Source organism: Marivirga atlantica (assembly GCF_016734805.1).
GTDB classification, from domain to species: domain Bacteria; phylum Bacteroidota; class Bacteroidia; order Cytophagales; family Cyclobacteriaceae; genus Marivirga; species Marivirga atlantica.
In genome coordinates, this window is record NZ_JAERQG010000004.1 from 376,356 (window position 1) to 402,166 (window position 25,811).

Annotated in this window: 19 protein-coding genes; 14 read left to right on the forward strand and 5 right to left on the reverse strand. The window is 36.4% G+C overall.

Annotated elements, in window-relative coordinates:
* Nucleotides 1-190: 190 nt before the first annotated feature.
* From JKP34_RS15960 to lepA, 4 genes are read right to left on the reverse strand one after another with little or no spacing between them, the layout of a single operon-like run.
* Nucleotides 191-2,047 (reverse strand): OmpA family protein, encoded by a 1,857-nt coding sequence (locus JKP34_RS15960; protein WP_201923663.1) that lies wholly within the window; start codon nt 2,045-2,047, stop codon nt 191-193.
* A gap of 47 nt (nt 2,048-2,094) precedes the next feature.
* Nucleotides 2,095-2,718, reverse strand: a complete 624-nt coding sequence (locus JKP34_RS15965) for a 7-carboxy-7-deazaguanine synthase QueE (RefSeq protein ID WP_201923665.1) — start codon at nt 2,716-2,718, stop codon at nt 2,095-2,097.
* Nucleotides 2,711-3,607: a bifunctional 5,10-methylenetetrahydrofolate dehydrogenase/5,10-methenyltetrahydrofolate cyclohydrolase gene (locus JKP34_RS15970; protein WP_201923667.1), complete on the reverse strand. Its 897-nt coding sequence runs from the start codon at nt 3,605-3,607 to the stop codon at nt 2,711-2,713. The genes JKP34_RS15965 and JKP34_RS15970 overlap by 8 nt, the downstream gene beginning before the upstream one ends.
* Nucleotides 3,608-3,617: 10 nt before the next feature.
* Nucleotides 3,618-5,408: a translation elongation factor 4 gene (gene lepA, locus JKP34_RS15975; protein ID WP_201923668.1), complete on the reverse strand. Its 1,791-nt coding sequence runs from the start codon at nt 5,406-5,408 to the stop codon at nt 3,618-3,620.
* Nucleotides 5,409-5,577: 169 nt separating this feature from the next.
* Here lepA and JKP34_RS15980 point away from each other — a divergent pair, with 169 nt between their 5' ends.
* The 13 genes from JKP34_RS15980 to JKP34_RS16040 all read left to right on the forward strand — a co-directional run bounded on the left by JKP34_RS15980 (nt 5,578) and on the right by JKP34_RS16040 (nt 22,654).
* Complete coding sequence (locus JKP34_RS15980; protein ID WP_201923670.1) at nt 5,578-7,077, forward strand: GH3 auxin-responsive promoter family protein; 1,500 nt, start codon at nt 5,578-5,580, stop codon at nt 7,075-7,077.
* A 66-nt stretch (nt 7,078-7,143) separates the two neighbouring features.
* Nucleotides 7,144-8,301 carry a 1-deoxy-D-xylulose-5-phosphate reductoisomerase gene (locus JKP34_RS15985; RefSeq protein WP_201923672.1) on the forward strand — a complete coding sequence of 386 codons (1,158 nt, stop codon included), beginning with the start codon at nt 7,144-7,146 and terminating at the stop codon, nt 8,299-8,301.
* Nucleotides 8,301-9,620 (forward strand): RIP metalloprotease RseP, encoded by a 1,320-nt coding sequence (gene rseP, locus JKP34_RS15990; protein WP_201923675.1) that lies wholly within the window; start codon nt 8,301-8,303, stop codon nt 9,618-9,620. Before JKP34_RS15985 ends, rseP begins: the two co-directional genes overlap by 1 nt.
* 3 nt (nt 9,621-9,623) lie before the next feature.
* The gene (locus tag JKP34_RS15995; protein ID WP_201923676.1) at nt 9,624-10,253 is read left to right on the forward strand and encodes a DUF1684 domain-containing protein; all 630 of its coding nucleotides are present in this window, start codon (nt 9,624-9,626) and stop codon (nt 10,251-10,253) included.
* A gap of 144 nt (nt 10,254-10,397) precedes the next feature.
* Complete coding sequence (pheT, locus tag JKP34_RS16000) at nt 10,398-12,815, forward strand: phenylalanine--tRNA ligase subunit beta (protein ID WP_201923678.1); 2,418 nt, start codon at nt 10,398-10,400, stop codon at nt 12,813-12,815.
* A 3-nt stretch (nt 12,816-12,818) separates the two neighbouring features.
* The gene (locus JKP34_RS16005; protein ID WP_201923680.1) at nt 12,819-13,115 is read left to right on the forward strand and encodes a hypothetical protein; all 297 of its coding nucleotides are present in this window, start codon (nt 12,819-12,821) and stop codon (nt 13,113-13,115) included.
* 17 nt (nt 13,116-13,132) lie between these two features.
* A complete protein-coding gene (locus tag JKP34_RS16010) occupies nt 13,133-13,417 on the forward strand; it encodes a cell division protein ZapA (RefSeq protein WP_201923682.1) in 285 nt (94 codons plus the stop codon).
* Between the two features lie 48 nt (nt 13,418-13,465).
* Complete coding sequence (gene rny / locus JKP34_RS16015) at nt 13,466-15,031, forward strand: ribonuclease Y (protein ID WP_201923684.1); 1,566 nt, start codon at nt 13,466-13,468, stop codon at nt 15,029-15,031.
* 118 nt (nt 15,032-15,149) lie between these two features.
* Nucleotides 15,150-19,196, forward strand: coding sequence for a T9SS type A sorting domain-containing protein (locus tag JKP34_RS16020; RefSeq protein ID WP_201923686.1), 4,047 nt, complete (start codon nt 15,150-15,152; stop codon nt 19,194-19,196).
* 78 nt (nt 19,197-19,274) lie between these two features.
* A complete protein-coding gene (locus tag JKP34_RS16025) occupies nt 19,275-20,399 on the forward strand; it encodes an ABC transporter substrate-binding protein (protein ID WP_201923688.1) in 1,125 nt (374 codons plus the stop codon).
* Nucleotides 20,396-21,421, forward strand: a complete 1,026-nt coding sequence (locus JKP34_RS16030) for an iron ABC transporter permease (protein WP_201923690.1) — start codon at nt 20,396-20,398, stop codon at nt 21,419-21,421. Before JKP34_RS16025 ends, JKP34_RS16030 begins: the two co-directional genes overlap by 4 nt.
* Nucleotides 21,414-22,166 (forward strand): ABC transporter ATP-binding protein, encoded by a 753-nt coding sequence (locus tag JKP34_RS16035; protein WP_201923692.1) that lies wholly within the window; start codon nt 21,414-21,416, stop codon nt 22,164-22,166. Before JKP34_RS16030 ends, JKP34_RS16035 begins: the two co-directional genes overlap by 8 nt.
* A 104-nt stretch (nt 22,167-22,270) precedes the next feature.
* Complete coding sequence (locus JKP34_RS16040) at nt 22,271-22,654, forward strand: hypothetical protein (protein WP_201923693.1); 384 nt, start codon at nt 22,271-22,273, stop codon at nt 22,652-22,654.
* 25 nt (nt 22,655-22,679) lie between these two features.
* On the opposite strand, the gene ettA is transcribed toward JKP34_RS16040, so the two are convergent.
* Nucleotides 22,680-24,365 (reverse strand): energy-dependent translational throttle protein EttA, encoded by a 1,686-nt coding sequence (gene ettA, locus JKP34_RS16045; RefSeq protein ID WP_201923695.1) that lies wholly within the window; start codon nt 24,363-24,365, stop codon nt 22,680-22,682.
* 130 nt (nt 24,366-24,495) lie between these two features.
* Here ettA and JKP34_RS16050 point away from each other — a divergent pair, with 130 nt between their 5' ends.
* Nucleotides 24,496-25,755, forward strand: coding sequence for a DUF349 domain-containing protein (locus JKP34_RS16050; RefSeq protein ID WP_201923697.1), 1,260 nt, complete (start codon nt 24,496-24,498; stop codon nt 25,753-25,755).
* Nucleotides 25,756-25,811: the final 56 nt, after the last annotated feature.

Consider the following 25,811-nt stretch of genomic DNA (forward strand, 5'->3'; position numbering starts at 1 on the left):
AATAATTAATCATTAAATGTAAGTAACATTCAGATTAAACACCAAATAAAAATATAATTTTTTAGCTAAAAAGATTTTAAGAATATTTAATGGTAAAAGTATCAATCACAGATTAAATCGGTATTAAATACAACAGTAGCAAAATTATTTCCATACCAACAAGTTGATTTAAAATATAACTATTCTAATATTATATTATCTTAATCTTAACTAACTTTTTAAAAACACCATCATTTTGAGGTTGAGCTCCGTAACCATTATACTTTAATCGTTCCGTTGAAACGCTTTTTTTTAAAAGTTCTTGATAAACAGCTTTTGCCCGACTTTCAGATAAATTCATGTTATATGTCTTTGAACCGACATCATCAGTAAAGCCAGCAATTTCTATTTTCACATTAGGGTTATTTTTCAGGAATTCTGCGATTTTCTCAATCTCTCTCTTCGACTTTTCATCTAATTCATAGCTATCAAAGTCAAAATAAATATTATTGAGACTAATTGACTTTCCAGCCTCAATAGCTTCCAAATTGAAATCCTGCTCATGCTGTACGCCATCAATATCATTAACTTTCAACGATCTGAATAAATAACCCGTAGACTCAACGTAAAAGGAATAATCTGATTTATTAGGGATAAGCACCTTATAGCTACCTGTTACGGCATCAGAAAATGTTTCTCTTAATAAACTATCAGTTTCTAAATCGAAAATTTGAATTGAAGCTTCCAAAGGGTTGTTAGATGAGGCATCCTTAACAGTTCCATAAACTAGCAATAAACTATCTAGCGCTGCTTCCTTATTTATAAATAGTATCTCAGATGGTGGATATTTTTCATCAGATTTTAATTCACGTGCCCAATAGATACTACCATCGAGTTTTTTATGAAACGAGGTCTCATCCTGAAAGCTGTTCATTGGTAAACCAATATTTCCCGGAGAATCTTGACTGTTCCAGGCAACTTTAAAAAAATCGAAGCCACCCATACCAATTCGTCCATTTGAACTGAAGTAAAGCGTATCTCCGCTCAAGTCTAAAAAAGGTGAAATCTCATCAGCGAAAGTATTAATTGTGCTTCCCAAATTTTTTGCTGGCTTCCACTTACCATCAATATCTTTAGTGGAATAATATAAATCTCTTTTACCTATTCCGCCTGCTCTGTTTGAACTAAATATGAGCAACCTGCCATCGGAAGATAAATAAGGTTGAGACTCCCAGTTTCTTGTATTGATGTTACTTCCTAAATTCTCCGGAGCAGTCCATTTGTTATTCTTCTTATAGGATATATATAAATCACAGCTCCCGTAACCTCCTCTTCTATTGCAACCAGTAAATACCATTACTCTTCCATCGGCCGAAACAGCAGCAGCGCCCTCGCTTTCCTTACTATTTACAGTGGGCACTTCTTCAACTCTTTTGAATTTAGTTCCGTCTAGCTCGGCTCTGTATATCCCTTCTTCAAGGCTTCTTAAACGTTGGGCGGTAAAATACATATCATCTTCAGGGTATAAAGTGAAGAAGGGAAAGTATACGCTTCTGAATATTTGTTGAGATTCTATTTTCTGCACCTTATATGCTGACAGATCAGAATCCGCCAAAGCATCAAGTGCAAATTCAATTGATTTACTAATCACTTCGCTCAACTGAAGTGATTGCTCATTATAACCCTTTTCGAGGTATTTGTCTATTGGCCCTTGAGCAAATTCGTAATTACCATTTTCAAAGCTCTCCTTCCCTAGAACAAAATAAAACTCGTGGTACTTAGCTTTCCAGTCCGGATTTAGTTGGTATGCCTTCTTTAACGAAGGCAACATTTTAGGGAAATCTCTAACAGAATAATAGAGATAAGCCTTTTCAAGATGTACCTGAAAATTATCTGGCTCATTAGAAACAGCTTCATTCATGTATTGAATAGCTGAATTCCAATTTCTACTATTGAGAGCGTTTTGTGATTTTTCTAAAAGCTTTTCTGTTTTTCGCTTTAAATCCTGAGCGTTCACAGAAAAACCAATAAAAACTATTGTAAGAAGGAGTAAAGATTTTTTAATCATATCAGCAATTTACCTGATATGATTAAAGAATAAAAGTGGGATTTATTTTAAGGAATATCCAAATACTTGTGCGTCTGTAAGGAAATAGACCACTTAGGATGTTGCTTTACATACTCTATTATATAAGGAGTCATTTTTTCCTGCTTACTCCATTCAGGCTGTAAAAGCAATTTACATTTATCATCAACAAGGGCAGCATGCTGTTCGGCCCATTTAAAATCCGACTCATTAAAAATGATAATCTTCAATTCATCTGCCATTTCATACCATTCGGACATAGGAGCCTTGAATTTCTTTGGTGAAAGACATACCCAATCAACTGTGCCGCTAAAAGGGTGCGCACCAGAAGTTTCGACATTTATATGAAAACCTTTAGCTTTTAATTCAGAAGTAAGCCCATCTAAATTATACATAAATGGCTCGCCTCCAGTAACTACCACTAGTTTGGATTGATAATTACCAGCTTCATCAACAATTTCTTGAACTGACCTTAATGGCCATTTGTCAGCATCCCATGAGTCTTTCACATCGCACCAAACACAGCCCACATCGCAGCCACCCAGCCTAATAAAATAGGCGGCTTTACCACTATAAGCTCCCTCACCTTGAATGGTATAAAAAGCTTCCATAAGTGGTAATTCCTTTGTATGATCAAAGGAGGTCTTATCCATATATTTCTTTTTGTGCTGCCAGCCAGGTATTCATTAATAAACCAGCGCGAGTCATTGGACCTACTCCACCTGGCACAGGAGTTATATAAGATGCTTTTTCGGACACCTCCTCAAAAAGCACGTCTCCTTTTAAGGCAAATCCGGACTTCTTATTTGAATCAGGAACTCTCGTAGTTCCTACGTCAATTACAACCACACCTTCTTTAACCATGTCAGCAGTTATAAGCCCTGGCTTACCTACCGCTACAATGAGAATATCGGCTTGCTTTGTATATTGTTCTAAATTTTCAGTGAATCTGTGAGTAAGTGTAACTGTAGCATCACCAGGATAGCCGTTATTTCCCATAAGAATACTAACAGGAAGCCCAACTATTCTGCTTCTACCAACTACTACACAGTGTTTTCCTCTGGTAGGAATGTCATATCTTTTGATTAGTTCCATTACACCATAAGGTGTGGCAGGCAAATAAGCAGAAAGACCTGTGGACATTCTTCCAAAATTTGTTGGATGGAAACCATCAACATCCTTTTCAGGCTTGATCGCACTTAACACTTTATCTACATTGATGTGCTTTGGTAATGGAAGCTGCACTATAAAACCATCAACTCTATCGTCATTATTGAGTTTCTCTACTTCAGCAAGCAACTCCTTTTCAGTGATTGTTTCATCAAAAATCAGCTTTGAAGACTCAAAACCAATCTCTTCGCAATCCTTCACTTTTGCATTTACATAGGTTTCACTGGCTCCATCATTTCCTACTAAAATTGCGGATAGATGAGGTGCTTTGCCTCCACTCTCTTTAAGAGCTCTAGTCTTTACCTTAAGTTCTTGCTTTATTTCAGCTGAAATCCTTTTACCGTCCAATAAAGTTGGTGTCACAACATCCATTATTTATATCTTAATCAAGTTTTAATACAGCCATAAAAGCTTCCTGCGGAATTTCCACATTACCTACCTGACGCATTCTCTTCTTACCCTTCTTCTGCTTCTCTAAGAGCTTACGCTTACGGGTTATATCTCCTCCATAACATTTCGCCAATACGTTTTTTCTTAAAGCTTTCACTGTTTCACGAGCAATAACTTTAGTACCAATAGCTGCCTGAACAGCAATTTCGAACTGCTGACGAGGAATTAATTCTTTTAATTTCTCACATAGTCGTTTCCCCCACTCATAAGCCTTGTCTCTATGAACAATTGCTGAAAGAGCATCTACTCTATCTCCATTCAATAAAATCTCCAACTTAACCAGGCTACTTGTCCTATACCCCATTAATTCATAGTCTAAAGAAGCGTAACCCTTAGAAATAGTCTTCAGCTTATCGAAGAAATCAAAAACAATCTCCGCCAGAGGAATTTCAAAGGTCAATTCCACACGACTTTGAGTTAGATAAACCTGATTCTTGATTTCACCACGCTTATCCATACACAATGAAATTACAGGACCTACAAATTCATCCTTCGTAATAATCTGTGCTCTTATATAAGGTTCTTCTAAATGGTCTATGTCTCCAACTTCAGGTAGTTCTGAAGGAGCACTTACCTTAAGCATTTCTCCTTTTTTGGGATATGCATGAAATTGCACTGACGGAACAGTCGTGATAACTGTCATGTCGAACTCACGCTCCAAACGCTCTTGAACAATTTCCATGTGCAACATTCCTAAGAATCCGCAGCGGAAACCAAAACCAAGTGCTGCAGAAGTTTCAGGTTCCCAAACCAGTGAAGCATCATTCAGCTGAAGCTTCTCCATGGAAGCTCTTAATTCTTCAAAATCTGAAGTATCAACAGGATAAATACCTGCAAAAACCATAGGCTTCACATTTTCGAAACCTTGAACTGCCTTACCTGGGTTATCAGTGAGTGTAATGGTATCACCAACCTTTACTTCTTTTGCTACTTTAATACCGCTTATGAGATAACCAACATCACCAGTACTTACAACACTTTTAGGTTGTTGCTTTAGCTTTAAAGAGCCAATTTCGTCAGCTTCATAGCTTTTACCGGTATTGATAAATTTGATGTTATCTCCTTTTTTTATTTCTCCATTGAAAACCCTAAAGTATACTTCAATACCTCGGAATGGATTAAAAACTGAATCGAATATCATCGCCTGAAGCGGCTCGTCTTTATTACCTTTTGGAGAAGGAATTCTTTCTGCGACAGCTTCCAATATCTCCACAATACCAATACCTTCTTTGGCACTTGCATGTAGAATTTCTTCCTTTTTACAGCCAATCAAATCAATAATTTGATCCGACACTTCATCAGGCATTGCACCTGGTAAATCAATTTTATTGAGCACAGGAATAATCTCTAGATCATGCTCAATAGCAAGGTATAAATTAGAAATAGTTTGAGCCTGAATACCCTGAGCAGCATCCACAATCAATAATGCACCTTCACAGGCAGCAATAGATCTAGATACTTCGTAAGAAAAATCAACATGGCCAGGAGTATCAATTAAATTATATATGTAAGGTTCTCCTTTGTATATATAATCCATTTGAATAGCATGACTTTTTATAGTGATACCACGCTCACGTTCCAAATCCATATTATCTAGTAACTGCTCTTTCTTCTCGCGCTCGGTTACAGATTGTGTAGCATCTAAAAGCCTGTCTGCCAGGGTACTTTTACCGTGGTCAATATGTGCAATGATGCAAAAGTTTCTTATATTCTTCATCTCCATAATCAGGCTGCAAAACTACATATTAAAGCGCAGAATTAATAACAAGTAAATCTGATTTAATAATTGAAACAGTACATAAGCAACATGTTTATCGCTCTTTTTGATTAAATCTTGTACAAAAGCATATTTCTTTCCGAAAGGTTCAGCTTAATTTTCTAATTTTGGCCTCATGGGAATTAGAGGATTTTTGAGTAAGCCATTAGCTGCTTACATTGTAAATGACCAGAAAAAATGGGCCTCCAGGCCTGCTATCACTCAGCTGAAACAGTTTAATAACCTTATCAGCAAGGCTAAAAATACTGCGTTTGGTCGTGACCACGGTTTTTCCGATATCAAAAACTACAATGACTTTAAGAAACAAGTACCTATAAGAGATTATGAGGGACTTAAACCTTACGTTGATAAAATATTAGCTGGCGAATCAGACATATTATGGCCCGGTAAACCTGCCTATTTTGCCAAAACAAGTGGCACTACGTCAGGCACCAAATATATCCCCATCACTAAAGATTCGATACCCAACCATATCAATAGTGCTAAAAATGCGCTTTTGAATTACGTAAATGAAACTGGAAAAGGTCAGTTTCTTGATGGTAAATTGATATTTCTTTCTGGCTCACCTGTATTGGATCAGAAAGCAGGAATAAACACCGGCAGACTATCTGGTATTGTAAACCATCATGTGCCTAATTATTTAAGAACTAATCAACTGCCGAGTTATGAAACTAATTGCATTGAAGACTGGGAAGAAAAGCTTGAAAGAATAATTGACGAAACCCTGGATCAGGATATGTCTTTGATATCAGGCATACCGCCTTGGGTGCAAATGTACTTCGACAGAATTCAAGCACGGGTGAATAAACCGATCAAAGATATCTTTCCAAATTTTGAGATGTTTGTATACGGTGGTGTAAACTTTGAGCCATATAGAGCTAAACTTTTTGAAAGCATAGGAAAGCAGGTAGATTCTATAGAGACCTATCCTGCTTCTGAAGGTTTTATTGCTTATCAAGACACACAAACTGAACCGGGCTTATTACTTCTGCTGAACAGTGGTATTTTCTTCGAATTCATTCCAGCAGAAGAATACTTTGATGAAAACCCAACCAGGTTAATGGTTGATGAGGTGGAACTTGATAAAAACTATGCGCTTATCATTAATAGTAATGCAGGTTTATGGGGTTATTCAATTGGTGACACGGTAAAATTTATATCAAAAGATCCGTACAGAGTTGTAGTTTCTGGGAGGATTAAACATTTCATTTCCGCATTTGGTGAACACGTAATTGGTGAGGAAGTTGAGAAAGCTTTGAAACTTACAAATCAGAAATTTGAAAACGTAAAAGTGACTGAGTTTACCGTTGCTCCGCAAGTAACACCAAATGAAGGTTTACCTTATCACGAATGGTTCATGGAGTTTGATAATGCACCTATTGATTTAGGAGCTTTTGAAAAAGAACTTGATAACAATTTAAGGAAGCTAAACTCTTATTATGATGACCTACTAAAAGGCAGCATTTTAAGAACTTTGAAGATTAACACATTAAAACCATCAGCATTCATCGAGTACATGAAGTCTCAAGGAAAGCTTGGAGGACAAAACAAAGTACCTCGCCTATCTAACGATAGAAAAATAGCAGAGGCACTTTTGCCATTCTGCAAACAATAATGGCTTTAAAGGCAAAAGTGATCATCACAACATTAAATTTAATTTTAAATAGAACCCGATAAAGGCGTGACGCAAAAAAAAGGTATAGCCATTTTAGGCTCAACAGGTAGCATAGGAACACAAGCACTCCAGGTTATAAAGACTCATCCTGATAATTTTCAGGTTGAGGTATTAACAGCTCAAAACAATGCGCAGCTACTTATTCAACAAGCAATTGAATTCAAACCAAATGCGGTAGTAATAGGCAATGAAAGCTTGTATGATCAGGTAGATGAGGCACTTGGCATGCATGACATTAAAGTATATACTGGAGAAAATGCTTTAGCTCAGGTAGTGCAAATGGAAGACATTCATATTGTACTTACCGCCTTAGTAGGTTATGCTGGTTTATTGCCTACTATAAAAGCCATCGAAAGCGGAAAGCATATTGCACTCGCCAATAAAGAAACCTTAGTTGTAGCCGGAGAATTAGTAACAGCTCTGGCAAGAGAAAAAGGTGTTAATATTTATCCCGTAGATTCTGAGCATTCTGCCATTTTTCAATGTTTAGTAGGTGAATTCCATAACCCAATAGAGAAATTAATTCTTACCGCCTCGGGAGGTCCTTTTAGAGGAAAAGATAAAAAATTTCTAGAATCAGTTACAAAAGCACAGGCACTTAAACACCCCAATTGGGATATGGGTGCTAAAATCACCATTGATTCAGCTAGTTTGATGAACAAGGGGCTGGAAGTGATTGAAGCCAAATGGTTATTTAATGTTGATCAAAGCAAGATTGATGTGGTAGTGCATCCACAATCAATTATTCACAGCATGGTACAGTTTGAAGACAGCTCTATCAAAGCACAAATGGGCTTACCTGATATGCGCGTACCAATTATGTATGCACTTAGTTATCCTGATCGATTAGAAGCTGATTTTCCAAGATTCAACTTCATGGATTATCCGGAATTAACATTTGAACAACCCGACACCGATACTTTCCGTAACTTAGCCTTGGCATTCAAAGCTTTAGAGAAAGCAGGAAATATGCCCTGTATTTTGAATGCAGCAAATGAAGTAGTAGTTTCGGCCTTTCTTGAAGAAAAAATCTCCTTTTTAGGGATGTCAGAGGTCATTGCCAATTGCCTCGATAAAATGAGTTTTATAAAAAAACCGAGCCTTCAGGATTATATAGAAACAGATAAGGAAACTAGAATCAAAGCTTTAGAGTTTATACGTTAATGGAAACAATAATTATGATTGCCCAACTGATATTGGGCCTTTCAATTTTAGTAGGGGTACATGAGTTTGGCCATTTATTAGCTGCCAAAGCATTCGGAATGAGAGTAGAACAGTTCTCTATAGGCTTCCCACCAAAAATTTTCAGTTTTAAATATGGTGAAACTGAGTATTCACTAAGTGCCATTCCTTTAGGTGGTTTTGTGAAAATATCAGGAATGATAGATGAATCACTAGACACTAAAAACCTAAGTAAAGAGCCTGAACCTTATGAGTTTAGAGCAAAACCTGCATGGCAGCGCTTAATTGTTATGCTTGGCGGTATAATAGTAAATGTGATAGTAGGTATCATCATTTTCGTATTTATTACTTTCGGTTATGGCGAAAGCTACATCCCTAAGGACGTGGTAGTAAATAATGGCGTATATGCTTATGATTTAGGTCAGGAAATCGGTTTGCAAACAGGTGATAAAATCATTGCACTTAATGGGCAAGACTATAGAAAGTTTGATGACCTCACCAATGCTGATGTTTTATTGACCGACAACAGCTATTACACGGTTTTAAGAAATGGTGAAGAAGTTAAAGTGACTATCCCTAATGATATGCTGGATAGAATTACTGAGGATAACGACAGAGTAGATTTCATCGAGCCTTTATTTCCTTTCAAAGTTGGAGCCGTTCAGCCCCAAAGCAATGCCGACATGGCTGGATTAAAAGAGGGAGAGAAAATTGTGGCAATTAACGGACAGCCTGTTAAATACTTCCAAGAATTTAAAGAAGAATTAGGACAGCACAAAAATCAACGAGTAGCACTTGCTATTAAACAAGGTGAAGGCATTGCCAGAACCGATTCTGTTTTGGTGAGTGATGATGGAACTATCGGTTTTGCAGTCGACATGGATGTTGACCTTGCTCATCAGGATTTCTCCTTTGGTGAATCAATTTCAATCGGTACTAAAAAGGCCTTCGGTGTGGTTTGGACTAACATCAGAGCATTTGGTAAAATCTTCAAAGGTGAAGTTTCAGCTTCTAAATCATTATCAGGGCCAATAGGTATTGCGCAAATATTTGGAGGTGAATGGATATGGTCAAAATTCTGGGCTATTTGCGGTCTATTATCAATGGTGCTAGCTTTTATGAACTTGTTGCCAATTCCGGCACTTGATGGTGGTCATGTAGTTTTCTTATCTTACGAAATCATTTCAGGTAGAAAGCCATCTGATAAATTCTTAGAAGGTGCTCAGAAAGTTGGAATGGTTTTATTATTAGGTTTAATGGCTTTTGCCATATTTAATGATATTTGGAAAGCTATATTCTAAATCATGAAACCAGTAAAATTATTAATGATAACGGCTGTAGTTGCTCTGGTAGTGATTACAGCCGTTAGTCTATATACCAGTCAACAAGGGGTTACATCTGAAACTGAAACAGTTGAAGCTTACCAAGCCTCAGTTCTTCAGAGCAGAGCAGAGAAACATCAGTTCATGAAAACTGATGAGGAATCTCCGTTTGTAGTGCAAAAGGAATCCTTTGATAGCCTCAATTATTTTGACATCAATCCTGAGTTTAAAGTAACGGCTTCAGTAGAAAAAATTGAAAACGGAAAAGTGCATCAGCTACAGACTAGTGATGATTCCGTAAAAGTGTATCAGGAAGTCGCAATACTCCATTTTGATATTTTAGGATCTCACGAAGACCTTACTTTATTACAATCTGCCGACAGAGACCATTATTTCTTACCTTTTTATGACGAAACCAGTGCTGTAAGTACTTATGGAGCTGGTCGCTATTTGGAGACTGAATATGACGGTTCACAATCAAAAATCACTTTAGATTTTAATTATGCCTATAATCCATATTGTGCTTATGTAAAAGGTTACAGCTGTCCGGTTCCACCTCCACAAAATCAACTGTCAGTAGCCATCACTGCCGGAGAGAAAAATTTCGATTAAGTTACTTTAAGCATTCTCATTGTCATCGATTTGATTAATTTTGCTGATTAGCAAAGTCGGTTCGCTCATTTACCTATTATTTAACGGAGCAAAACAACTGACTATTAATCGAATAGCCGTGTTTGGCTGAAATTTTATTTGACAATGAAGATTGCTTTAAACTGGTTAAAGAATTATATAGAAATAAATAAAACTCCTGAAGAACTTTCACAACTGTTAACTGATACGGGCTTGGAAGTTGAAGGCCTTGAAGAAGTTGAATCCGTACCAGGAGGATTAAAAGGTGTTGTAATCGGAGAAGTATTGACATGTGAAAAGCATGAGAATGCTGACAAATTAAAGGTAACCACAGTTGATATTGGTGAAGATGAACCAGTTCAAATAGTGTGTGGAGCACCCAATGTGGCTGCAGGACAAAAAGTAGTAGTAGCCACCGTAGGTTCCATACTATATCCGGAACCAGATAAACCCTTTAAGATCAAAAAATCCAAAATAAGAAGTGAAGTATCTCTGGGTATGATCTGCGCAGAAGATGAATTAGGCCTGGGAAAAAGTCATGATGGTATTTTGGTTTTAGATACTGATTTAGCTAATGGAACACCTGCAGCTCAATATTTTAATTTAAGTTCTGATTATGTTTTCGAGATCGGCTTAACACCAAATAGAGCTGACGCTACCGGACATATTGGTGCAGCAAGAGATATTAAAGCTGTAACCAAAAAAGAAGTTAACTGGCCATCAGTTGATAATTTTAAAATAGATAATCAGGACTTACCAATTGAGGTTTCTGTTGAAGATGAAAATGCTTGTCCGCGTTACAGTGGAGTAACAATTAGCAATGTTGAGGTAAAAGAATCTCCTGACTGGTTAAAAAATGCGCTTAAAAGTATTGGTTTAGAACCCATCAACAATATAGTTGATATCACTAATTATGTGCTACACGAAGTAGGGCAGCCATTACATGCTTTTGATGCTGATCAAATAACAGGCAATAAAGTAATTGTTACCCAATTGCCAGAAGACACCAAATTCACTACACTTGACGAGAAAGAGCGTAAACTCAAATCAACAGATTTGATGATTTGCAATGGTGATAAACAGCCAATGTGCATTGCAGGAGTTTTTGGAGGCATCAGTTCTGGTGTAACCGAGAAAACGACTAAAATATTCTTAGAGTCAGCCTATTTCTCGCCTGATAGCATCAGAAAAACTGCTCAAAATCATCAGTTAAAAACAGATGCTTCTTTCCGTTATGAGAGAGGTACTGATCCTAACATAACCGTCTACGCACTCAAAAGAGCTGCTCTTTTAATAAAAGAATTAGCAGGAGGCACAATCAGTAGCGAAGTGATTGACCATTATCCAAATCCTGTTAAAGACTTTGAAATAACCGTTAAATATAAAAACATCGACAGACTTATCGGTAAAAAGATAGGACACGATCGTATTCATGAAATATTGAATCTGCTTGACATTAAAACTGAGCAGAAAAGTGAAGAAGGCTTCAAAGCAATTGTTCCTCCTTACCGAGTTGATGTAACCAGAGAAGCCGATGTAATTGAAGAAATCATCAGGATTTATGGCTTCAACAATATTGATACGCCTGAAAGCATGTCTGCTACTTACCTGGCGAGTTTCCCGGAAGTTGACCCAATGCAAAAGAGAAAAGAAGCGGCAATGCTTCTAGTAGGCAATGGCTATCAGGAGATTATGACCAACTCACTCACCAAACAAAAATATAGTGAGCTTATTGATGCCTACAACCCTGATGAAAATGTTGAAATACTCAATAAGTTAAGTGAAGAATTAGGTGTTATGCGTCAGGATCTATTTTTCACTGGATTGGATGTACTCGCTTATAACATAAACCGTAAGCAACAAAACCTTAAGTTTTTTGAATTCGGAAAAACTTATAAAAAAATAAAAGGCAATTACCAGGAGAAAATGCGCCTGGCATTGTACCTGACAGGTAAAAACGAATCCGAGAACTGGATTCAGAAAAATGAATCAGTAAAATTTCACGACCTCTATGCGGCAGTTCTGAAAATTTTCAATAAATTTAATTCGGAAAGTGTTGAAAATGAAGAATTTCACAGCGATGTCTTCGACTACGGCTTGAAGTTAAAAATCAACAAAAAAGAGGTTTGCCAATTGGGTAAACTGAGTAAAAAAGTACTGAAAATTAATGGGTTAAAGCAGGATGTTTTCTATGCTGATTTTGATTGGTCGCTACTCTTAAATGAAGTAGACACCAACATCAAGTTCGAAGCAGTAAGTAAATTCCCTGAAGTAAAAAGAGACTTGTCTTTAGTTATTGACAAATCTGTTAGTTATAAATCCATTAAAGAAATCAGCTTAAAACAGGCAGGATATCTCATCACAAATATTGATGTGTTTGATGTGTATGAAGGTGATAAAATTGACGAAGGCAAAAAAGCCTACGCCTTATCATTCACCTTGCAAGACAAATCAAAAACCCTGACCGATAAGATTATTGATAAAACAATGAACAAACTAATGCAGGCCTTTGAAAAAGAAATTGGTGCTGTGATTAGAAAGTAACACATGGAGCAGGCTAGACTACATAATGAATTAAACACACTTGAGCGGAAAGTTCAGCTTTTACTGAATGAGTATCAACTTGCAAAAGATGAACTTAGCCATTTAAAAGCTGAAAATCAGGAATTAAAGCTAGCCTTGAAACAAAAAGACGAGAGAATCAAAGACTTTCAAAATCAAGATAAAATTAGTAAGATTGTAGGGACTATTGGGAAGAATGAAGCTGAGACTTCTGACATGAGGGAGAAAATTGACGATTACATTAAAGAAATTGATAAGTGTATATTACACTTAACAAGATAGATAAATAAGCCAGTGGCATGAGGGAGTTATCCATCAAAATAAAAATTGCGGACAGAGAATACCCGATGACGGTAAAAGCGGAGGAAGAAGAACGCATTAGAAAAGCTGGTAAATTAATAAACGAACGATTAAAATCGTACAGAGAGCGCTTTGGCATTGATGACAAGCAAGACTTGCTTTCAATGGTGGCTTTCGATGCTTTAATCGACAGACTTAGTGTAGAGGATAACATCAACAGCAATGATGAATCTGCACTTAATAAAATTCAATCTATCAACCACTTAATAAGTCAATCATTATAACCCTTGTTAGTAGCTAGCTGGATGCTTCCCATTTAAATATATAACACAATGGGAACAACACTGTACATCATTATTGCCGGCATAGCTGGAGTTGTGATAGGATTTATTATTAGCAGGCTTACTCAGAAAAGCAATGTAGAAAAAGCCTTAAAAGAAGCTGAAGACAAAGCGTCAATGCTGGTTCGTGAGGCTGAAATAAATGCTGAAAATATCAAAAAAGATAAAATGCTCGAAGCCAAAGAGCATTACCTTAAAAAGAAAGCTGAATTTGAGGATGATGTTAATCGAAGAAAAAATCAACTTGTAAATAACGAAAACAAACTCAAGCAGCGTGAGCAAACTGTGTCTAAAGAATTAGAACAGTATAAAAGAAAACAAGCTGAAATTGATAAGTTAAAAGAAAATCTTAATGCCCAATTAGAGGTACTCGCAAAACGAAAAGAAGACCTAGAAAAGGTTCGTGAACAGCAAGTTAACATCTTAGAGAAGGCCGCTAACTTAACAGCTGATGAAGCCAGAGAACAATTAATTGAAACCTTAAAGGACGAAGCGGAAACCAAAGCATCCTCCCTGATAAAGGATATCATGGAAGAGGCCAAGCTTTCAGCTACCAAAGAGGCTAAGAAAATTGTAATCTCAACTATCCAAAGAACGGCTACTGAACATGCTGTTGAAAACTGCGTTTCTATCTTCAATATCGAAAGTGATGACATCAAAGGTAAAATCATTGGTCGTGAAGGGAGAAATATTCGTGCTCTGGAAGCAGCAACCGGTGTAGAAATTATTGTTGACGACACACCAGAGGCCATTATTATTTCAGGTTTTGATCCAGTAAGAAGAGAGATAGCTAGACTATCACTTCATAGATTAGTACAGGATGGCAGAATACACCCGGCAAGAATCGAAGAGATTGTTAATAAAACGACCAAAAACATAGAGGAAGAAATTGTTGAAATTGGTGAAAGAACTGTAATTGATTTAGGGATACATGGACTACACCCTGAGTTGATCAAGATGGTAGGTCGTATGCGCTTCAGATCATCGTATGGTCAGAACTTATTACAGCACTCCAGAGAAGTAGCTAACATGTGTGCTACAATGGCTTCTGAATTAGGCTTGAATGCTAAACTTGCCAAACGTGCAGGCTTACTTCATGATATTGGTAAAGTTTGGCCGGAAGAGCCTGAGCAGCCACATGCCATTATCGGCATGGAGTTCGCCAAGAAATTCAAGGAGCATCCTGATGTATTGAATGCCATCGGTGCTCACCATGATGAGATAGAAATGACGTCTCTTATCTCTCCTATTGTACAAGCGTGCGATGCGATATCAGGTGCAAGGCCAGGGGCCCGAAGAGAAATCATGGACAGCTATATCAAGCGACTTAAAGAGCTTGAAGAGTTAGCCATGGCTTTCGATGGTGTAAATAAATGCTATGCAATACAAGCTGGTCGTGAGCTTAGGGTGATGGTAGATGCTGAAAATGTTACTGATCAAAAAGCCGGTCAGTTATCATTTGACATTTCTCAGAAAATAGAGAAAGACATGCAGTACCCAGGACAGATTAAAGTAACTGTAATCAGAGAAATGAGATCTGTTTCTTACGCGAAGTAATATCTAGACAAAACTTATTCCTAAAAAGACCGAAAGATACCTTTCGGTCTTTTTTATGAACAGACATTTTATATAAGTTTGCAGTTGAGAAATTGTACTTATATTAATCATATACCTAATGAAGAAATTTTACTTATTTCTGTTGTTTATAATAACAGTTTTTTCTGTTTCTGCACAGCGTCAAACCTCTGGTTCCGAAGAGCAATTATTTAAACAGAAACCACATTTATTAAAACTTTCACAAAATGAAAAGGCCAGTAGCACCTTTCCAAAACTGCTGAAAAGAAGCTCTCAAAAGATGGGTGAAGCACCAGCAGTAAATGATGTTGAGCTATTTGGAGGAACAGGTGAAAATGTATTTCTAAAATCCTTGGAGGATAGTGATGGTAAAATCACAGCTTTTGGCTATTACCATAATGAATTAAGTATTGATGGTCAAAATTTGAGTAATGATAGTATTACCACCTATTTTATGGCTAAGTATAGTGCGGCTGGAGATTTAATTTCTCTTCAGGATATACTAACTTTTTCGAGTGATATTACTTTCAACATGGATGAAATAACTTCCTTTGATGGAGGCTACTTAATGGTGGGGAGAGCGAATAAAGACTTACTGATAAATGGAACTTCCTACCCATTATCTGAAAGAAGAAGTTTCTTAATCAAACTTAATCAGAACGGCTCAACACAATGGGTGAAAGATTTTGCCATTAACAGAGACCCAAATGCCTTTACTGAATTTATTCCTATGGATATTTCAGGTGATTCTATTTATATCAGTTTTAATCTGAGCGAGGTTGCCATTTTAGACTTAGAAGGAAATGAAGTAGACAAATTTGGTTTTAATTTACTCTCCGATGGTCAAATAAGTGATTTAGTTGTTAATGACACATCGATAATTTTAACCGGTTACTTTGGTGGAATTCTTGAGCTGAACAGTAGCAGTATTGAAGAAACAAATTCCTACCAGGCCACATTTTTAACGTCTCAAGATAAAAATAGTCGAGAAGTCGAATGGATGAAAGAAAATAGTGTCCCTGTTGGGGAATTCGGTGATTCCTATCCAATTCGGCTCATACAGGACGACAACAATAATACATATCTTTATGGGAATTCAAGAAACAATATATCTTGGGAAGGAGAAATACTCCAAGGCTACGCAAGTAATGGCAGATTCATTTCTAAGATTAAACCAGATGGTGTAGAAGATTCAACCTTATTTTTAGAAAAATCATATTCATCGATCGGTGAACAATTGAGCTATTCAAATGGAAAAGTATTTATTTTAGCAAATAATACTACAGAACTTAATTTCGACAACTCAATTAATATTAATGATTTTATTGTAGTTGACACCTCATTAAACTTTTTGGAAAGCCCTTCCTTTTCTAATGACTATTTATCTGAAAAATTTCTTTATGGAATAAATGAGTTATCTGACGGAAATATACTATTAAATGGTGCAGTAGATTATAATGCTACTTTAATAAAACAAAATATTGAAACCTATAACACTATTTTTAAAACGCAATCAAACAATTTAACTGGACGCTTTGATATCAGAGCCTTTAAAGAGGCTGATAGCAATGGAAACGATAAAATAATAGCTGGTAACAAAAAAGGAAACATTGAATTTTCTGGAGAAATACTAAAGGACTCATCAACAGCAATAATAGCAAAGATCGATGCTATGGGTATTAAATGGATGAAAAAATTATACAATGCAGAAATACCCTTTCAATACCAAAATAGTCTGGTCTCCAATAACAATAAAATAGCATTCCTAGGTCAATCTGAGTCTGATTTTTACATTGATGAAAATCATTATAATTTCTCTGGAAATTTTGTAGGTCAATTTAATCAAGATGGCACAGTAGATTGGGTCAAGCAACTTTCAGGTTTTGAACTTCAGAGTGCCGCCTACGATTCTGAAGGTAGTCTTTATATTTCAGGAAATATGAACTCAGACTTTAATATTGGTAGTCAGAACTTTCTTAGTAATGGGGGATATGATTTTTTCATCCTCAAGTTATCATCCCAAGGTGATTTAATTTGGTTTAAAAATTACGGAAACAGTGATATATTATATGCATATGGTTCAAGTATTACAATAAGCAATGACAAAATAATATTTACCGGTGAATATAGCAGTTCTGGATTAACCAGTTTAGCCATTGAGGACACAACCATTAGCCTGGGAAATGAGGAATTTGGTAATAATTTGATGATATCTTTAAAAAGAGATGGCAATCTTAATTGGGCTAAAAGCCATGGTGCATCTGATTTATCAAACGGCCACTATTATTATTGGGGATGTGCGTTAACAGACTCGAAAAAAGGTGGAATATACATGTCTGGCTTTATGGGTAAATCAAATATTTTTGATCAGGACACCATAAAAGGAGCTAACAATTATAATCATTTTATAGCCAAATATGATAGTCTAGGTAATACTGAATGGGTTAAACCAATTCATCTAGAGAGAATAGAATACAATTATGGAGAAATTAATACGGATGAAAATAATAGTGTTTACATTCAAGGATCTTTAAAACAATCCTTATCAATAGATTCTGTAGATAATCTTTCAGCCGATGGCGGAACATCATTGTATATTATTAAACTCTTAGAAGATGGCACATATGATTGGGGAAAGACAATAAGAACCAATCAAAGTCAACCAAAAGTTTTATGCGTTAGAGGAAACAATTCTTTAACAATTGGTGCAAATTTAGAAGGACGTTATTCAATGGATGAAATTGAAGGTCAAGCTTATTTTGGAAACTCTTTCATTGCTAGTTTTTGTGATTCACCTTCCTCAATTACTTCTCCCTCTGGTGAAGAGGTTGTCACCCAAACATCACTTACCTCCTATACAGCAACTTTAAATGGTGCTAACAAGGCAGAGTGGAATTTATCTCCCACTCAGGCTGGTACCATAGACGTGATAGAGACTGATTCGATTACCATCAGCTGGTCTGAAACTTTTGAAGGAATTGCAGAATTACAAGTTCAAGAAAGCAACCTTTGTGGCACAGCAACGTCAGCACCTCTCCTAATTACGGTTGAAAAGCTATGTAATGCATTATCACAGCCAGGACAACCTACTGGAGCAACCACTGTGACCCAGACTGAGAATAATACTTATAGTACAGTATTGAGCGATTACGACTCAACTAGCTGGACACTTGAGCCAGCAACTGCCGGTACTTTAACCAAACTCTCAGATGATGAAGTATCAATTACTTGGGATACTGAATACTTAGGAGAAGCTGCCATTCTAGTTACTGCCTATAACAACTGTGAAGAAAGCATAGCCTCAGAGCCACTCGCCATTACAATAGAACTGTTATGCAACAGCTTATCACAGCCAGGCCAACCTGCTGGAGCAACCACTGTGACCCAGGCTGAGAATAATACTTATACTACAGTATTGAGCGATTACGACTCTACCAGCTGGACACTTGAGCCAGCAACTGCTGGTTCTTTAACCAAACTCTCAGATGATGAAGTATCAATTACTTGGGATACTGAATACTTAGGAGAAGCTTCCATTGTGGTTACTGCCTATAACAACTGTCAGGAAAGCTTAACTTCAGAGGCGCTAAATATTAATGTGGAAGTATCCTGTAATGAATTGGATCAACCATCTCTTCCAATAGGCGGGTTAGAGGTGATTCAAAATGAGCAATCAGCCTATAAAACAACATTAGGAGCTTATGACTCTGTAACTTGGAGTTTAACTCCAGAAAATGCAGGTGAAATTACTGTTATTGAGGATGATTCAATTACTGTTCTTTGGAATGAAACATTTTCTGGGGAAGCATCTATTCAAGTAGAAGCCTATAACAATTGTCAAGAGAATTTGAGCTCTCCTAGCTTAACCATCACTATATCTGAACCAGAGGTCACAGCCAATAAACCTAGGGGTATAGCTCCATTCAATATATATCCTAATCCAACTTCTAACCTATTATATATAGAGAAAGAAGGGGCAGAGATAATCAATTCTGTAACTATTTTAACAATAAATGGTCAGGAGGTGTTCTCTCAATTAAGTTTTACTAAAACTGCCATTGACGTCAGTAGATTGGAATTGGGAATATACTTTATTGAAATTCAAACCAATGAAGGTAAGGTCACTTCTAGATTTATGAAGAAGTAATTACTCAAAATTTATAAAAGGGAAGCAAAAGCTTCCCTTTTTTATTTAAATGCATTTAACAATCATTAATTTTGATGGATGAACAAAAGGCTCATTCATTCTATAATATTTTTATCCATACTATTAATTGCCTCTTGTACCAAGAAACAGGAACAAGCGACTGAAAAGAAAAGTGATCTTATTAAGTATGCTGATAAACTCTCCATTAAACATAATCATGGATATACTGAAGTGACCGTTGAGGTTGCTAAAAATGAGTTTCAGAAATATATCCTCTATTCAGAGAATTACCCGGATAGTTTAAAAGCCGATGCTTTCATTAGAATTCCAGTAGACAAAGTAATCTGTACTTCAACAAGTCATTTACCTGCTTTTGATCTACTAAAATCTGAAGATAAATTAATCGGCTTTCCTGGCACTAAATGGATTTATGATAGCTCCTTACGTACAATGGTTAAAGAAAATAAGCTATCAGATGTGGGTATCAAACAAGAGCTTAATATTGAGAAAATACTAAACCTACAACCTGATATATTCATGACATACAGCATGCCTAATAGTCAATCAAAATATGACTTAATAAAAGCGTCAAACATATCAGTGATTTACAATGCTGACTTCATGGAGACCTCTCCTTTAGGAAGGGCGGAATGGATAAAGTTTACAGGTCTTCTACTTAATAAGTATGATGAAGCTGATAGTATTTTTACGGCCATTGAACAAAATTACATTCAGCTCTCCTCGGAGATACAGCCTACAGACAAACATCCAAGGGTTATGACAGGTATCATATATGGTGATACCTGGTATGTACCTGGCGGTAAAAGCTATGCAGCTAAGTTTATTGAAGATGCCGGTGGCAATTATCTATGGTCAGATAATAAGGAGTCAGGTAGTCTAATGCTTGGCTTCGAGAATGTGCTACAAAAGGCTAGCAAGGCAGATTTATGGATAGGCGTAGGTTCATTTAATACTTATGATGAATTAGCCAATGCAGATGAACGATACACCTATTTTGAAAGCTTCCAGGAAAAACATATTTATAGCTATACTAAAAGAATGAACGAGTTCGGTAGTAATGACTATCTTGAATCTGGTTACTCAAGACCGGACTTGGTGTTATCTGACTATATAAAAATGCTTCACCCTGAATTAGATTTTAGCAAACAAGCTGAATTTCATTATTTCGAATCACTTAAATGAGCGAAAAGGTTGACCATAGCAAATTCTTCATCCTATTCGGTAGCCTATTACTAATATTAGTAATAATATCAATTTCTACCGGCTCCGTATACATTTCACCAGTAGAAATATTGAACCTCATTTCCAGTTCAAATGAGTCGGATAGTGCTTTTAAAACTATTGTCTTTAGCTATCGACTTCCTAAAATGCTTACTGCCCTCTTTGCAGGAAGTGCCCTTGGGTTTGCCGGTCTTCAAATGCAAACGCTCTTTCGAAATCCGCTGGCCGGTCCCTTTGTATTAGGCATCAGCTCTGGAGCAAGTTTAGGCGTTGCCATTTTGGTATTAAGTGGAATTGGCTTAAACGGATTATTTGCGTCATATGGAATGGCGACAGCTTCAATAATAGGTTCTTCCTCCGTATTGGCAATTATTTTACTCGTATCATTCAATATTAAAGATAGCATGTCCTTATTATTGATAGGCATTATGTTCGGAGCATTTACCTCTGCAGTTGTCAGCGTATTACAATATTTCAGCTCTGCAGAAGATATACAGAGTTACCTATTTTGGACCTTCGGGGCAACCGGTAATTTGACATGGAGCGAATTAAGAGTATTTATCCCCCTAATTCTGTTAGGGATAGCACTTGGATATTCACAAATCAAACAATTAAATGTGCTGCTTCTAGGTGAATATTATGCCAAGAGTATGGGCTTGAAAATACTAAATACGAGGATCATACTTGTACTAAGTACAAGTATATTGGCAGGAATTGTAACTGCCTTTTGTGGACCTATAGCTTTTATAGGATTGGCCATTCCTCATTTTAGCAGATTAATTCATAAGACTTCGCATCACAAGGTATTAGTACCATCAGTGTTATTAATTGGCGCATGTGCTTTACTATTATGCGATATCATTGCTCAGCTACCCGGGCTAGATTTAATTCTCCCAATTAATGCCATCACTTCATTATTTGGTGCTCCAATCGTAATTTGGTTAATCATTAGAAGAAAGAACATAACCAGAACTTTTGGGTAATCAGACAACCATATTGCAAACAAAAAATCTATCGGTTGGCTACACCTCAAGCAGGGAGCAACAACTTATCTTCAATGACTTAAATTTAGCAGCAAAAACCGGAGAGCTCCATTGTTTATTAGGCGTTAATGGAATTGGTAAAAGTACCCTTTTAAGAACATTGGCGGGTCTGCAACCTACTCTATCCGGAGAAATAATCATTGACGGCCAAGCCATTCAGCAATACAATAGCAAACAATTAGCTACTAAAATTGCAGTGGTACTAACCAATCAAGGTATCAATGCCTCACTAACAGTAAAGGAGTTAGTTGAAATGGGGAGATATCCTTATACTGGCTGGTCAGGAAGGCTAAATGAAACTGATAAAGAAGCTGTGGCTAAGGCATTAGCTTTATGCGAAATTGAGGCAATTGCCCATAAAAACATTCATAAAATTAGTGACGGTCAGTTACAGAAAACTCTAATTGCACGTGCCATTGCTCAAGATTGTCCTTTAATGATTCTGGATGAACCAACTGTGCATTTAGACCCAAACAACAGGTATCTCATAATTGAATTATTAAGTAAGGTAGCTCATCAATCAAATAAGTGTATTTTATTGAGTACGCATCAGGTAGAAATGGCCATTGACTTATCCGACAAAATATGGCTTGCTAAGTCAGAAAATACTTTATTAGCTGATATACCGAGTAAATTGTTAGAAAACAATGATATTAAGTCAGTATTTCCTTATACAAGACCTTAAGGTAAAATTGTAATTTTTCTATACATACATTGAAATTATTTACATACATAGGTTCATAAATCATATATTTATTTATTTTTACAAGATCACTAAAATTCAATTATTTGCCTTTTCCAAAAAAGATAGCTTTGCAGTTTACACCTACTGAAAACTACACCTTAATTTATAGTGAAGGTACCCGCTCAACACTGTCTGACTCTACTAAGCTTGCGGAGATTATAGCAGATAAAATGCGTGAGACCCCAAATAAAAAACTTCTGCTGGATTACAGAAAAGCTATATATACAATCCCTTCTTCTGACGCCTATAATCTGGTTAAAGTATTTGAATTGAAACTAACTGATTATCGCCAATATAAAATGGCTGTTATTGTTAGTAAACAAAATGAAGATTTTGGTAGAGTGTGGGCTTCCGTTGGAAGGCAGAGAGGATTTGACTTCGAAATTTTCAAAACTTTTGAAGAGGCTGAATCCTGGCTTCTGTCATAAAAAAAGCCCCTTGCGGGGCTTCTTACTATCTTGTTAGCTTTTTATATTTAATTCTTTTAGGTATTACGTCCTCACCTAATCTTTTCTTCCTATTCTCCTCATAATCTGTAAAATTACCTTCAAACCAATACACTTGAGAGTCACCTTCAAAAGCTAAAATATGAGTAGCTACCCTATCCAAGAACCACCTATCGTGACTAATGATTACTGCACAACCGGCAAAGTTTTCAAGACCTTCTTCCAAGGCTCTTAAGGTGTTCACATCTAAATCGTTTGTAGGCTCATCCAGCAACAGTAAGTTAGCTTCCTGCTTTATGGACATGGCTAGATGCACACGATTTCTCTCACCACCAGATAGCACTCCAACCTTTTTCTCTTGATCCGATCCACTAAAATTGAACTTACTTACATATGCTCTTGAGTTTATTTTAGTATTTCCTAATTGAATCCACTCATTACCTTCTGAAATATTCTCCCAAACTGATTTATTAGGATCTAGGTTATCATGCTCTTGATCAACGTAAGACCACTTAACAGTAGAACCTACTTCAAAATTACCTTTATCAGGTTTTTCAGCCCCAGTAATTAATTTAAAGAGTGTAGTTTTACCAGCACCATTAGGTCCTATTATTCCGACTATACCATTCTGAGGTAAGGAGAAATTTAGATTTTCATATAGAAGTTTGTCGCCAAATGCTTTCGCTACATCATTAGCCTCTATTACTTTACTCCCTAGCCTTGGGCCAGGTGGAATAAACAGCTCAAGCTTCTGCTCTTTCTGTTTTGCCTCTTCATCAAGCATTTTTTCATAGTTAGATAATCTTGCTTTCGATTTAGCTTGTCTTGCCTTGGGAGCCATGTTAACCCATTCGAGCTCTCGCTGTAATGTTTTTTGCCGTTTAGATTCAGTTTTTTCTTCCTGAGCCAAACGCTTTTGTTTTTGATCTAACCAGCTGGAATAATTTCCTTTCCATGGAATACCTTCTCCTCTGTCTAGTTCAAGAATCCAACCTGCCACATTATCTAAGAAATACCTATCGTGGGTTACAGCTATTACTGTCCCTTTATATTGCTGTAAGTGATGCTCCAGCCAGTGCACAGATTCAGCATCTAAGTGGTTAGTTGGCTCATCTAATAGTAACACATCGGGCTCCTGCAGCAATAACCTACATAGCGCAACTCTTCTCTTTTCACCACCAGATAAGTTCTTTATTGGGGCATCTGCAGGAGGGGTTCTAAGAGCATCCATAGCTTGTTCAAGCCTACTATCTAGCTCCCATGCATTATGTTGATCGAGCTTTTCCTGAACCTTCCCTTGCTGCTCTATCAGGTCATTCATTTTGTCTGGGTTGTCCAGCACTTCAGGATCAGCAAACTTTTCATTGATCTCTTCAAACTCTTTTAAGAGGCTCACAACCTCTGCAACACCTTCTTCAACAACTTCCTTCACTGTTTTGTCCTGATCTAATTCAGGTTCTTGCTCAAGCATACCTACAGAGTATTCTTTTGAAGCTACAACCTCTCCCTGGTAATCTTTATCAATACCAGCTATAATTTTTAAGAGAGATGATTTACCTGAACCATTCAGCCCTAGTACGCCAATTTTGGCTCCATAGAAAAATGATAGATATATATCTTTTAAAACCTGCTTTTTAGGTGGGTATATTTTTGATACACCCGACATTGAAAAAATAATTTTCTCGTCACTCATTGGCTTATTTTAAATAATATTTGTTTAATACTGTCAAATTACGCTATTAAGCGATGAATAACATAATAGGTAATAGGTATCTTCTAAAATAAATTTATTTTTGCACCTTAACTGAAAAAACGCATAAATTTTGACTGCAAGTAATACAGATTTCTTCTATATACAAGACAACAAGGTTATTCTGAAAGAACAAGGTAAATTTCCTGAAAGAGAAATTGGTCAGATTAAAGAAAGTGAAGCAGAAACCATCACATACTTTGAGGAAAGGTATAAGAAGCTTGTTGAAAAAGTAGATGCTGTTCAAAAACAGATTGAGGAGCAGGATAATAAAGGTTCGTTTCTTCAAAAGGTCATCAATTTACAGAACGATCTGGATTCTTATGATGGCATTGGTGACTTCATATCACTCGATGATAGGCTGAATAATCTTCAGTTAATGTTAGAGGATTATATCAAGCAGAACCGAAAAAGAAATCTGGAAGTAAAAAATACTTTAATTGCAGAGGCCAAAAGCTATGCCGCAAATCCGAACTGGAAGGAAGCTACAGAATCTTTAAAGGAGTTAAGACAGCGGTGGATAAAAGTAGGCGCTGTTGATGCTGAGCACACTGAAGAAGTTGAGAGCGATTTTCAATCTGTTTACGATGACTTTTATAAGCGTAAAAAGGATTTTCATGAAGCTAAGCAAGTGATGATTACATCACGGATCAATCAATATGAACAGCTCATTGAGAAAGCTGAAAAACTGAATGCTGATAAAGCAATTTCTGAGGATAAGAAGAGAGAAAAAGCAGAAAAGCTAATTGCTGAATGGAAAAGCTTTGAGAGTATACCAAAGTCAAAATATGATGAACTCTTAGCTAAATTTAAAAAGCTTACCAATGCCAAAAGCAAAAAGAGCAATTCTAAGAAATCATCACAATCAAATAATAAAGAGATTGAGAAACAAAAGATTCAGCTTGTTGAGCAATTAAAAGAACTGGCTCAGGATAAGGATCTAAAGAAAGCTGTAGAAAGTGCAAAAACCATTCAAGACAAATGGAAAAGCCTGGGTAGAGGCTATGCAAGCAAACAAACACATGAAGAATACTTTGAAATAAACGATTATATTTTTGAGAAACACTTTTTAGAAACTCTTTTTGAAAGAAAGGCTAAAAAGGATTTATCTCAAAAAGATGCCGTAAAACTTAAAATGAGTTTATTAAGAGACCTTATTAGTAGAGATAAAAAAGAACTCTTGATTTTTGAAGAAAACATGGGTAAGTTCAATCTGGATAGCTCAAAAATTGATAAGATGGTAACCGGAAAGCATGATAGGCAAAAGAGAAAGCTTACCATAAAAGAACGTTTACTTAATGAATTAAGAGAAGAAAATAAAAATTTAAAATAATCGGAACTTTAATAGCGTATTAATAGTATGTGTTTTCAAAGATTAAATCTTTGAAA